At 61.5% G+C, this 12021-nt stretch carries 11 protein-coding genes, 1 tRNA gene and 1 pseudogene; 5 read left to right on the top strand and 8 right to left on the bottom strand.

The genetic code is table 11. The annotated features are described in order from the left end of the window. Positions 1–43: 43 nt before the first annotated feature. Both AC13CE_RS09655 and AC13CE_RS09650 read right to left on the bottom strand, forming a co-directional pair. Entirely contained in the window at positions 44–349 is a 306-nt protein-coding gene (locus tag AC13CE_RS09655; RefSeq protein WP_473820592.1) for a PepSY domain-containing protein, read from the bottom strand. 62 nt (positions 350–411) lie between these two features. Continuing rightward, complete coding sequence (locus AC13CE_RS09650; protein ID WP_482972218.1) at positions 412–1131, bottom strand: SIMPL domain-containing protein; 720 nt, start codon at positions 1129–1131, stop codon at positions 412–414. A gap of 132 nt (positions 1132–1263) precedes the next feature. Here AC13CE_RS09650 and AC13CE_RS09645 point away from each other — a divergent pair, with 132 nt between their 5' ends. The 3 genes from AC13CE_RS09645 to AC13CE_RS09635 are packed head-to-tail and all read left to right on the top strand — an operon-like array spanning position 1264 to position 5252. Further along, a complete protein-coding gene (locus AC13CE_RS09645) occupies positions 1264–2826 on the top strand; it encodes an amidohydrolase family protein (RefSeq protein ID WP_482972217.1) in 1563 nt (520 codons plus the stop codon). Between the two features lie 42 nt (positions 2827–2868). Continuing rightward, positions 2869–4674 carry an ABC-F family ATP-binding cassette domain-containing protein gene (locus AC13CE_RS09640; RefSeq protein WP_482972216.1) on the top strand — a complete coding sequence of 602 codons (1806 nt, stop codon included), beginning with the start codon at positions 2869–2871 and terminating at the stop codon, positions 4672–4674. Further along, on the top strand, positions 4671–5252 hold the full coding sequence (locus tag AC13CE_RS09635; protein WP_221539687.1) for a uracil-DNA glycosylase family protein: 582 nt from the start codon (positions 4671–4673) through the stop codon (positions 5250–5252). The genes AC13CE_RS09640 and AC13CE_RS09635 overlap by 4 nt, the downstream gene beginning before the upstream one ends. Positions 5253–5290: 38 nt before the next feature. On the opposite strand, the gene AC13CE_RS09630 is transcribed toward AC13CE_RS09635, so the two are convergent. After that, positions 5291–5764, bottom strand: coding sequence for a DUF6456 domain-containing protein (locus tag AC13CE_RS09630; protein ID WP_482972215.1), 474 nt, complete (start codon positions 5762–5764; stop codon positions 5291–5293). A 92-nt stretch (positions 5765–5856) separates the two neighbouring features. On the opposite strand from AC13CE_RS09630, the gene AC13CE_RS09625 reads away from it, so the two are divergent. Further along, positions 5857–6429 (top strand): helix-turn-helix transcriptional regulator, encoded by a 573-nt coding sequence (locus AC13CE_RS09625; protein ID WP_482972214.1) that lies wholly within the window; start codon positions 5857–5859, stop codon positions 6427–6429. Positions 6430–6448: 19 nt separating this feature from the next. On the opposite strand, the gene secF is transcribed toward AC13CE_RS09625, so the two are convergent. From secF to yajC, 3 genes are read right to left on the bottom strand one after another with little or no spacing between them, the layout of a single operon-like run. Next, positions 6449–7426, bottom strand: coding sequence for a protein translocase subunit SecF (gene secF, locus AC13CE_RS09620; protein ID WP_221539693.1), 978 nt, complete (start codon positions 7424–7426; stop codon positions 6449–6451). 12 nt (positions 7427–7438) lie between these two features. Further along, positions 7439–9034: a protein translocase subunit SecD gene (secD, locus tag AC13CE_RS09615; protein ID WP_482972213.1), complete on the bottom strand. Its 1596-nt coding sequence runs from the start codon at positions 9032–9034 to the stop codon at positions 7439–7441. Positions 9035–9060: 26 nt separating this feature from the next. After that, positions 9061–9387 carry a preprotein translocase subunit YajC gene (gene yajC / locus AC13CE_RS09610; RefSeq protein ID WP_221539696.1) on the bottom strand — a complete coding sequence of 109 codons (327 nt, stop codon included), beginning with the start codon at positions 9385–9387 and terminating at the stop codon, positions 9061–9063. 207 nt (positions 9388–9594) lie between these two features. Here yajC and AC13CE_RS09605 point away from each other — a divergent pair. Further along, positions 9595–9671, top strand: a tRNA-Pro gene (locus AC13CE_RS09605). Positions 9672–9762: 91 nt separating this feature from the next. Here the strand turns inward: AC13CE_RS09605 and AC13CE_RS09600 are convergent. Beyond that, positions 9763–11745 carry a putative bifunctional diguanylate cyclase/phosphodiesterase gene (locus AC13CE_RS09600; protein WP_482972212.1) on the bottom strand — a complete coding sequence of 661 codons (1983 nt, stop codon included), beginning with the start codon at positions 11743–11745 and terminating at the stop codon, positions 9763–9765. 135 nt (positions 11746–11880) lie between these two features. Then, positions 11881–12021 (bottom strand): annotated as a pseudogene (locus AC13CE_RS09595) (IS5 family transposase); the annotation flags it as partial.

Below are 12021 nucleotides of genomic sequence, written 5' to 3'. Positions count from 1 at the left end.
GATGAACGCGTCAAGATGAACGAGGTTTCTGATCGCCGAATACTCAGCGGCTGCGACGCAGGATCCGGCCCGTCCGGGCGTCCACATCGACATAGAGCACACGTCCGTCGCGAATGAATTTAAGGCGATAGGCCATGGCCGTCGAATCGTAATCGAAACCCAGATATTCCGCATTCTTCATCATCGGCAGAACGCGATTCTCGATCTCGCGAGCGCGCAGGATATTGCCTGCGCGCATTTCCTTGCGCGCTTCGCCCTGATCGGAACGACGCTGCGCTTCCGCCGGGGTGGCAGTAAGCGGCCCGGCAATGAGGCCAAAGGCGAGCAAGGATGCGAGGATCGGTTTCATGATGGCTGTGTGCCTATCGGCGGAGCATTGAACAAGGTGTGAATATCCTTGTTCACACCGGTTCAGCGGGTCATCTCGTATTTCACCGTGACGCTGATGCCCGTGCTCACGAGGCCCGGTTCGACCGGTGCAGATTCGTCCTTCGCCATCATGCGGCTGCCGGTGACCACGATCGGCTGCGGACCCGAACGGCCCTGGATGGATTCGTTGATCTCCAGCAGGCGGACGTTCGAATACCCTGCCATCGAGGCGTATTCACGCGCCTGCGCTTCAGCCCTTTGCATTGCGGCACGGCGGGCCGAAGCCTTGGCGGCCTCGTCATCTTCGAGACTGAACTGCGGACCATTGAGGTCGGTCGCCCCTGCCGCGATCAGCGCGTCCAGCACTTCGCCCGTTTCCTCGATCTCGCGCAGCTTGACCGTGACACGGTTGCTGGCCTGATACCCGCGGAACATCTGTTCCTGCCGCTGCTGGTCGTAATCGTAGCGCGCATTGAGGTTGATGCTGCTGGTCTGGATATCGCGCTCCGCCACGCCCAGCGACTTGATACGGTCGATCACCGCGCGCATCGCCTGCGAATTCTGGCGCAGCGCCTCCACGGCGGTCGGTGCATTGGTCGTCACCCCAGCGCCCACCGTTACGATATCCGGTTCGGCCTCCACTTCTTCCATCACGGTCAGTTCGACCACAGGGCCGGATGACGCGATCTGTACTTCGGCGGCGTGGGCGCTCATCGGAACGGCGGCAGTAAGCATCAGGGCTGGAACGGCATAACGCGTCATGGGCAAATCTCCTTTTGTCGAGCGGGTATGTCCACTTTGCACCTTTACGCACGGCTGAACGAAGCCGTTCCGCTAAATGCTTTGCCCGAAAGGAAATTGGTCGCTAGCCAGCGGCAGAGCAGGGGAAGAGTAGTGGTCAGATTACCGAAATTTGCAGCGATTATGTGGGCAGCGCTGGCTGCAACGCAGCTTGCGGCCCAGCCGATGGATCGGGTTCCGGATCGGAGCGAAGGCGAAGGCCCCTTCCCCTTGCTGATCATTTCGGGTGCCAACATGATCGAAGGTTCGGGTGCGCCGCCGACCGGGCCGGTGGATATCGTGGTCGAGGGAAATCGCATTACCGCGATCCACGGTGGCAGCGCGCCTGACGAAGTTCGGGCACGCGCCGGACGGATCATCAATGCTCAGGGAATGACCGTGCTGCCAGGCTTCGTCGATACGCATGGGCACAACGGCGATACGGGCAAGGCCCCGCAGCCTGCCTATGGCTACAAGCTATGGCTCGCCCATGGGGTCACTAGCGTCCGGGGCGTGTCCTTCTACTGGGGCCCGGACCAACCGGACCTGTCCGATAGCCGCCGCAGCGCCGCCAATACCATCACCGCCCCGCGCCTGTTCCCCTATGCCGCCATGGGCGACAAATGGGGCGGCGGCGCGATCGACAGCGAGGCGCAGGCGCGTGCCTGGGTGCGCTGGGCGAAGGCGCAGGGATATTGGGGCATCAAGTTTTTCAACTCGCTCGAACCTGCCATTCTGGAAGCAGCGCTGGACGAAGCGGACAAGCAGGGCCTCGGCACTGTCGCCCACCTTGCGCAGCCAGGAGTGCAGCGCGTGAATGCGCGCAAGGCCGTCGAGCTCGGGATGGACGGCATCACCCATTTCTACGGACATTTCGAAAGCCTGCTCGATGACAATGCCCTGCCCCGCTATCCGCAGGGTTATAACTACAGCGACGAACAATCGCGCTTCGGCTGGGTCGCACGGCTGGCCGATCAGGTGGTCGAGCCGGGCAGCGAGGAATGGGACGAATATGTCGACTTCCTCGTGAAAAGCGACGTGACCCTGAGCCCGACATTCAACATCTATTCCGCCAGCCGCGACGTCATGGCGGCGAAGAACCGCGATTGGCATTCCCGCTATACGCTGCCCAGCCTGATGGATTTCTATGCGCCCAGCGCAACCAATCACGGCAGCTATTACAAGGACTGGAGTACCGAGGACGAAGTCGCCTGGCGCAAGTTCTATCGCTACTGGTTCGATCTCACCGCCGAGTTCCATCGCCGGGGCGGACGCGTCACTGTGGGCAGCGATCCGGGCTATATCTACCAGACCTGGGGCTTCGCCTATATCGGCGAACTGGAGATGCTTCGCGAGGCCGGTCTCTCGCCGTTGGAGGTCATGCGCGCCGCCACTGTCGCAGGAGCCCAGGAAATCTATGAACCGCGTGGGGAGGCCCCGCCCATGGGCACCATTCAGACCGGGAAGCTGGCTGATCTGGTGATCGTGCCGGGCAATCCTCTCGACAATCTCAAGCTGCTCTACGGCACCGGTCATACGAGGCTGAATTACGACAGCGGAGAGATCGAGCAGGTCGGGGGCGTCCGCTGGACCATCAAGGACGGCGTGGTTTACGACGCGCCAGCGCTGCTCGAAGATGTGGCGCAGATGGTGGAGGCGCAAAAAGCGGCACGCTAAGCGCTTGCAGCATGGGGACAGCGCGACTACCTCGCGCCCCCTATGGCACAGCCCCCTATCCTCAGTCTCGAAGGCATGGCCCTGCAGCAGGGCGGCAAATGGCTGTTCGGCGGGCCGGACAACCCGCCGCTCGACCTGCATGTCGGCCCTCGTGACCGCCTGGCACTGATCGGCCGCAACGGCGTGGGCAAGACCACGCTGTTCCGCATGATCGACGGGCAGATCGAGACTGATGCGGGTACCCGCAAGGTCAAGCCGCACGCGAAGATCGTCCTGCTCGAACAGGACCCGGACATTTCCGGTCACACCACTCTAATGGACTGGGCGCTGGACGGCGACCATGCGCCGCAGGAATTCGAAGTCGAGGCCATTGCAGGCCAGCTGGGCATCGACATGAGCCGCGAGACGAGCGGCGCAAGTGGCGGCGAAAGACGCCGGGCCGCCATTGCGCGCGCGCTGGCGCAGGAACCCGACCTGCTGCTGATGGACGAGCCGACCAACCACCTCGACCTCGGCGCGATCGACTGGCTCGAAAGCTGGCTCGACCGCTACAAGGGTGCCTTCGTCGTCATCAGCCACGACCGCACTTTCCTCAAGCGCCTGACGCGCGCGACCATCTGGCTCGACCGCGGAAAGCTGCGTCGAAAGGAAGTCGGCTTTGGCGGCTACGAGGCCTGGGAAGAGCAGGTCTATGCCGAGGAAGCGCGTGCGGCGGAGAAGCTGGACGCGAAACTCAAGCTCGAGGCGCATTGGCTCGAACGCGGCGTCACCGCGCGGCGCAAGCGCAATCAGGGCCGCCTCGAAAAGCTGTGGGAGATGCGCGCGCAGCGGGCATCGATGATTTCTGCGGGCGGGACCGCCAAGCTCAAGCTTGCGACGGAGGAGGAGTTCAAGTCCAAGTCCGTCATCACCGCAGACAGGATCACCAAGGCCTACGGCGATCGCACCATCATCAAGCCCTTCTCCCTTCGCATCCAGCGCGGCGACCGGATCGGCATCGTCGGCGCGAACGGGGCGGGCAAGACGACGCTGCTCAAGATGCTCACCGGCGAGCTTGAGCCAGACAGCGGCGCGGTGGAGATCGCCAAAACGCTGACCGGCGTGATGATCGACCAGCAGCGGCAGCTCCTCACCGCCGACAAGACCGTGCGGCAGGTGCTGGCCGAAGGCGGCGACTGGATCGATGTGCGCGGAGTACGCAAGCACGTGCAGGGGTATCTGAAGGAATTCCTGTTCGACCCGAAGATCGTCGACATGAAGGTTTCGGTGCTTTCGGGCGGCGAGCGGTCGCGCCTGCTGCTGGCGCGCGAGTTCGCCAAGGCATCCAACCTCCTCGTGCTCGACGAGCCGACCAACGATCTCGACCTTGAAACACTCGACCTGCTGCAGGAAGTCATCGCCGATTACGAAGGCACCGTGCTGATCGTCAGCCACGACCGCGACTTCCTCGACCGTACAGTGACCATCACGCTGGGCCTCGATGGTACGGGCAAGGTCGATGTGGTCGCGGGCGGCTATGAAGACTGGCAGGCGAAGCGGCAGCAACCGGTCGCCGGAAAGGCGAAAACCGCCAGAGACGAGGACAAGCCCGCGCCTCCACCCCCGCCGTCAAAGCCAACCAAGCTGTCCTATAAGGACCAGCGCGATTACGAGCTGTTGCCCGCGCGGATAGAGGAACTGGAAGCCGCGATTGCGCGCGGTGAGCAGATCCTCGCCGACCCCGATCTCTACACTTCCGATCCGCAACGCTTCGCCAATGTCTCCAAAGGCATCGAAAATGCGCGGACCGAGAAGGAAGCGGCCGAGGAACGTTGGCTGGAGCTGGCCGAGCAGGTCGAGGCGCTTTGAGCCACGAAGAACTCGTCCGCGAAATAGCAGGCTGTCGCCTTTGCGCCGCTCACCTCCCCCATGGGGTCCGCCCGGTCGCCAGCTTCTCCCCCACGGCGCGCCTGCTCATCATCGGCCAGGCACCCGGGTCGAAAGTCCACGAGACCGGCATTCCCTGGGACGACAGGAGCGGCGACCGGCTGCGCGAATGGACGGGCCTGTCGAAAGTCCAGATGTACGATGCTGCGCGCGTCGCGCTGGTGCCGATGGGTTTTTGCTATCCCGGCAAGGCAAGTGGCGGTGACAATCCGCCTCGCCCCGAGTGTGCGCCGCAATGGCACCAGCGGGTGCTCGACGTCCTGCCCGACCAGCGGCTGACCTTGCTGGTCGGCACCTATGCCCAGGCGTATTACCTGCCCGATACGCGAAAAATGCCGATGACCGAACGCGTCCGGGCTTTTCGCGAATTCCTCCCGCACTTCTTCCCCCTGCCCCACCCTGCCTGGCGGAGTGCGATCTGGATGAAACAGAACCCGTGGTTCGAAGCGGAAGTCCTGCCGATCCTGCGTGACGAGATAGTTCAGGCACTAGAGACATAAAGCTGTCAGGTTGACACAGTTGACACTGTCCAGGGCATTCATTCGATCCTGTAAAAATCGGCAACCCGGTCGAGCGCGAGCTTGAGCACAAGCTTGCCGCTACGTGCAGGCCAGCCAAGATCCCTTTCGGCTTCGGGCAGGTTTTCGCAGGCGCAGGCGACACGCCAGAGAATGTCACTGAGGCCATTCCCGGCTTCGGCCATCGCTCCGTCGAAACGTGCCTTGGCGGATAGCTGGCGCTCCGTCGGTGTCAGGCCGTCACCGCCGCCGCAGTCGACCCGCACCGGGTCCCAGCGCATTGTGACCGATGGCGATAGCTGGGCACGTTCGTAATCCGCTCTCAGCCGCTCGCCTGCATCGAACAGGCGGTAATCGAGGTGTCCACGCGCATGCAGCCATGTGAGCGGGGATTCGCGCAGGTTTACCGTTACTGTGCGCCTTTTTCCCCTGACCGATCCTCCGCGCCTCGGCCCTACTTCTGTCAGTTCGCGTTCGACCAGCTCTTTATGCATGCCTTTGTCTCCAGATTGTGCGGACCGACCTTGCGTTGAAGCGGTTAATGTAGGAAAGACAAATCACCGATTTGGTTAGCAGGGAGTTGGATGTGATCAACCGTATCCGCGATATACGCAAGCAGAAGGGAATGACCCTGGCAGACCTTGCCGAAGCGTGCGACCCGCCAACCACGCCGCAGACTCTCGGCCGTTTGGAAACGGGCATGCGCAACCTCTCGCTGAAATGGATGGAACGGATCGGTGCGGCCCTCGGAGTCGAGCCGGAGATGCTTGTTCGCTCGGAAAAGGCAGGCCACCCGCAGGTGGTGGCGACGCTTGGGCAATCCGGCGCGGAAGCGCTCGGCACGACGCGGGATGCCATGCTCGCCACCGATCTGGGCGGAGACGGCGCGCTGGTGGTCATGACTGTCGATTATCCCCACGGCGAATATCGCCCGGGTGACCAATTATGGCTCCGCCAGCTGGCTCCGGAAGACGCTGCCCGCGCTGTCAATCGCGACGTGCTGGTGCCGAGAAAGGGTGGCCGCTTCGCCTTCGGCCGGTTGATCGACCGGCAGGGGAAACTGGTCGGCCTGCTGCCGCCCGGACATGGGGAAAAGCAGCAGGTGGTCGACAGTCCAGCCTGGATCGCTGTAGCAGAAATGCTCGTCCGCCGCCTCTAACCGGCAGCGGACAATAGCCTCATACTTCGCCGCGCAGCTTCTTTTCCTGTTTGTCGGCGACAGTCTCCTGGGGGATGAAGCTGTCCGAATTGACCCCCATCCAAACGAGCAGCGGTCCGGCCATATACACCGAACTGTACGTTCCGACGAAGATGCCGAGCGTGATGCCTGCAGTCAGTCCGAACAGGCTGGCCGGTCCGAAGAGCAAGAGGGGGACGAGTGCGATGAGCAGCGTCAGCGATGTCATCACGGTACGCGCCAAAGTCTCGTTCACCGACAGATCGAGCAATTCCGGAAGTGGCATCTTGCGATACTTCTTCAGGTTCTCGCGAATGCGGTCATAGATGACGATCGTATCGTTCAAGGAGTAGCCGATGATAGCCAGGATCGCCGCGATGATCTGCAGGCTGAATTCGATCTGGAACAGGGCGAACATGCCCAGGGTCAGCGACACGTCGTGGAACAGGGCAAACAGGCCGCCTACGCCGAACTGCCACTCGAAGCGGATCCAGATGTAAAGCGCGACCGCGAGCATGGCCGCCATCAGCGCCCATACGGCGTCTTCGCGGAATTCGCCCGATACCTTGCCGGAGACATTGTCGTTCCCGTCCAGCCTGAAGTCCGGATAATTGCCCTGCAGTTCCTCGACTACGGTATTTGCGGCCTCCTGCGCGGCCTCGTTGTCGGCCGACACTTCGTCCGGCAGCCGGACGCGGATCGAAACCTGGTTGTCCTCGCCGAAGCGCTGCACCACCGGTGAGCCGTAACCGAGATTTTCGATGTCCTCGCGCAGCTGGGCGACGGGCGCATCGGTTCGCTCGGTAAAGGTCGCACGCACTTCGAGGCCGCCGGCGAAATCGACGCCGTAATTGAGGCCCTTCGTCATGACGAGCGCCCAGCTTGCCGCGATCAGCAGTATGCTGACGACGAAGAACGGCACGCGCCATTTGAGGAACTTGATATTGGTATCGTCGGGGACGAGCTTGAGCAGTTTCATCTTCCGTCGTCCTTAAATGTTGAGGTCCGTCGGCCGCGTCTTGCGCAACCAGCCTGCCACCCACATCCGGGTAAGCGGTACGGCGGTGAAGACCGAGGTGAACAGGCCCACGACCAGCACCACGGCGAAGCCCTTGATCGGACCCGAACCGAACTGGAACAGCAGCACACCGGCGATGAAGTTGGTGACGTTGGCGTCGTAAATGGCGCGGCTGGCTTCGATATAGCCGTTTTCCACCGCCGCCATGACCCTGCGTCCGCGTTTGCGTTCCTCGCGGATGCGCTCGTTGATCAGCACGTTGGCGTCGACCGCCGCACCGATCGTAAGAACGAAACCGGCGATGCCGGGCAGCGTCAGGGTCGAACCGAGTGCGGCCATGATCCCCAGCAGCATGAGGACGTTGATAACCAGAGCCACCGTCGCATAAATGCCGAATCGGCCATAAGTGACTATCATCAGCGCCATGACGAGCAGTGTTCCGATGCCCATGGCAAGGAGTCCCTGCTTGATCGAGTCCGCCCCGAGATCCGGCCCGACCGTGCGTTCCTCGACCACGGCGAGATCGACCGGAAGCGCGCCCGAACGTAGCTGGATCGCCAGTTCGTTTGCGGATTCGGTGGTGAAGCTGCCGCTGATCTGCGACTGGCCGTTCTGGATCGGCTCGAGCATCCGCGGGGCAGAGATCACCTCGCCGTCGAGAATGATGGCGAACTGACGGCCGGTATATTGGGTGGTAAGCGTGGCGAAGCGGCGCCCGCCTTCGGGGTTGAAGGTAATGCTGACGACCGGTTCGTTGGTCTGCTGGTCGAAGGTCTGGATGGCACCGGTGAGCGTTTCACCATCGATGCCGCCAAGCCGCTGCACGACAACGCCGGTACCCTGATAGACTTCACGGTCCGCATAGGGGAGGACTTCACCGCCGGGGACGAAGCCGCGGCTGACTTCTTCTGCCGTAGCCTCCCGTTCAACCAGCTTGAACTCCAGCTGCGCGGTCTTGCCGAGCAATTCCTTCAGCTGTTCGGGATCCTGCAGGCCGGGGACCTGTACCACAATCCGCGTATCGCCCTGGCGCAGGATGGTCGGTTCGCGCGTGCCAAGCTCGTCGACGCGAATTCCGATGGTGCGCAGCGCGCCTTCCATCGCGGCATCGACTGCGTTGCTGAGACCCGCCTCCGTCTGGGTCAGGACAAAACGCTGACCATCGACGACCTGGAGATCCCATTCGCGCACCGGCCCGGTGCCTGCCATCAAGTCTTCGATTGCGGCCCGTGCCCGGTCTATGTCCCCCGCGTCGTCGAGCAGGAAGCTCAACTCACCGTTCTCGCTGGAGACGTCGCCGATGCGGATTCGCGGTTCGGCGCGGCGCATGGCGTTACGCACGCCTTCTTCCATGTCCTCGAGCCGCTTGCTCGCCACCTGCGCACGCTCCGCTTCGAGCAGGATGTGGCTGCCCCCTGCAAGGTCGAGCCCGAGATTGACGGTCGGATTGGGAAGCTGCTCGGGCCAATCATTATTGGTCAGCGAAGCGATCGAGGGAAACGCTGCGAGCACGCCAAGTATGGCAATGCCCCAGAGCATGACCTTCTTCCAGGTCGGAAATTCCAGCATGGCGGCGTTCTATCCTTTTCGCGCGCTCAGTCGTTCGCGGGCTTGGCTGGCTTCGCGCTCAAGACCTCGCCGATGGTCTGCTTGACCGCGCGCACCTTGACGCCCTTGGCCAGTTCCAGTTCGACGAATTGATCCTCGACCTTGGTGATCTTGCCGACCAGGCCGCCCGCGGTAACCACCTCGTCGCCCCGCTTGAGGCCTTCGACCTTTTCCCGGTGCGCCTTCTGCTGGCGGAGCTGCGGACGGATCATCAGGAACCAGAAGACCGCGAAAATCGCGACCCAGGGCAATACCTGCAGCCAGATCGGCGGCTGGGCAGCGGCGGAACCGGCGGCGGCGAGAATGTCGAGCATGGAAGTGTCTTGCCTGTCTTTATGAAGCTTGTCGAACCGATGTCAGTTGGGCGCTGGCCGCACACGCTTCAAGGCACGCGGTCATCCCCTCCTGCAAATTGTGGCGCGCGACTAGCAGCAATGTAAGGGGCTGGCAACGAGATGGGCTGCGAGACAGGCGCTTGCCATGCGCGAAAGCCCCGCCTATAGGGCCGCCTCCACTGGCTTCGGGACGTAGCGCAGTCTGGTAGCGCACCATACTGGGGGTGTGGGGGTCGCTGGTTCGAATCCAGTCGTCCCGACCAGTGGTTTTCATTCAGATCGCCGTGCTCGCACCTGTCGCTGGAGTGGGAAGGTGCTGATCACCCCAGCTGCAGTTACCCAAGATCCGGGAAGCTATCCGTTGACGATTTGTTGCAGGGTCGGACCTGTCGGCGACGCCGACACGGCGTTCCCCGCCAATCTTTCGACCAACCCCTGAGTGCCGGTCGCAGCTCCCAGCAAGTGCCCCTGGACCATGTCGCACGACATTGCCCTCACATGCGCGAGCTGTTCCATCGTCTCGATATGCTCCGCCACACAGCGAGACCCGACCGAATGGCACAGGTGAACAAGTCCCCGCAGGACATGGCGCGCCCGCGGACATTCGGTGATTTTTGCCGATAGGGAACCGTCGAACTTGACGATATCGAAACTCAGGTCCCGCAGATAGCCGACCGACGCATGTCCTGCGCCAAAATCATCCAGAGCCAGCTGGCAGCCCGCCACGCGTAAGGCGTGCATCTGTTCACGCGCTTCCTCCATATCCGAAAGAATTGCGGTTTCGGTGACCTCCAGCTGCAACCTTTCCGGCGAAAATCCGGATTGCTCCACGATCGTCAAAAGCCTCGTGGAAGCATCTGGCCTGGATAATTGGGCAGCACTCAGATTGAACGACAGCCCGATGGTGCCCGGCCATTTGGATGCTTCGGACAAGGCGCGTCGCAACAGGACATCGTTAAGTTCGTGAATCATGCCGAGCTGTTCGGCGACCCTAATGAACTCACCGGGCACGATCGCACCCAGATCGGGGTTATTCCAGCGCGCCAGCGCTTCTGCCGCAACGATCTCGCCATGTTCAAGATCGACGATCGGTTGGAAATGGACTTCCACCTCTTCAAGGACGCGCCCCGTCAGGAGCAGACCTTCAATTTCTTTCCTGCGCCTGTCGTATTCGAACAGCTCTTCGTTATAGAGCCGCCATCCCCCGCGCCCGCTGGTCTTGACCTTGTAAAGCGCGGAATCGGCTTGCCTGAGGAATTCACCTACCGACGTGGTCTGGGCGCCTGCTTCGGTGAGGCCGCACGAAGCAGTCACCTTCAACGACTTGCCGTTCCAGACTACCGGATCGGCAGTCAATCGACAGATTAGGCTGCCCACTTCCGCAAGTTCGGCCTGCCCCAATCCGGCCGGCCAGAAGACGGCGAATTCGTCTCCGCCCATTCGCGCAATGAGCGCGTCCCGACCGAATTCGTTCTCCATGCGCTCGCCAATCTCCGCAAGAATGGCGTCACCCGCGGCGTGTCCATAGGCATCATTGGCCGGCTTGAAGAAATCGAGATCGAAATGGGCAAGCAGAGAGCCGGGTTGCTCGTTTGATGCGTGCACCAGACCCTCTTCGATTGCTTCCACCAGGGTTTCGCGGTTGGCAAGGCCAGTGAGTCCGTCCCTGCTGGCCTTCAACAAGGCTGCAGTTTCGGCTGCTATTGCGCGGTTTCGCTCGCGATCTACGGCAAAGCGGCCCTCGACCAGATCGGTGAGCGCTTTACCGTGGAAATAGAGCAGACGGATAACGAGAAGCAGCGCCAGAAAGAGGCTGACCCCGATGCCTTTGAAGGCAGGTTCATCCATGAAGAGCAGGCGGCCGGCTACCGGTAAACCGACCAGAATGACTGGCAGCGTAGCGACCAGTGAGAAACTGCTCAGGCCGAATGCCGCCCCCAGGGTCATGAGGATGCTGTAGAGAAGAACCGCAAAAATCTGGTCTTCGTATTCCACCAGCAAGACCTGGACCCAGACAGCGAAAACGGCAGAGATCAGCGCTGTAAAAAAGGCGATCCTGGAGAGTTCGCTTTCAATGTTGGCGATCTGACCGATAGGCTTTTGCAGGAAGAACCAGTAAAAAAAGCGCCAGCCGAGCACTGGGGCAAGAACTATTCCGAACGGCCCCGGCGGGTTCCCGAGCCCCCTGGTTGCGAGATGAAGTCCCACCAGGTTGATGAGCAAGACAGCGTAGAGCAGCGGGATCTGCCGCTTCAGATTCCTGACGATCTCGCGAAGCTGCTCGGCCCTTTCCCCGTCGGACATCTGGGGAAACAGAAAGCGGCGTAACATGCTCATCGTCGTACCATACGACGATGCCTTAAAATTTTGGTTAATATCGGGATAAGGGTTTCTTCCGCGACCTGGCTAGGCTGTGTAATCGGCGACGCTATTCTAACACAATAACAGTCAAGACCTACCAGTATTTATTTACTAGGTTTCGTGGACAAAGGGTATCCAGAGTTTGACTGAGGCGAGCGCGACGAAGCCAAGGTAGGATTCCTTGGTTTTGTCGTATCGGGTCGCAACGCGCCGCCAGTTCTTGAGTTTGTTGAACAGGCGCTCGATCAGGTT

The sequence above is a fragment of the Qipengyuania sp. B-5 genome, assembly GCF_056857815.1.
This window is presented reverse-complemented; position numbering and strand designations above follow the sequence as displayed.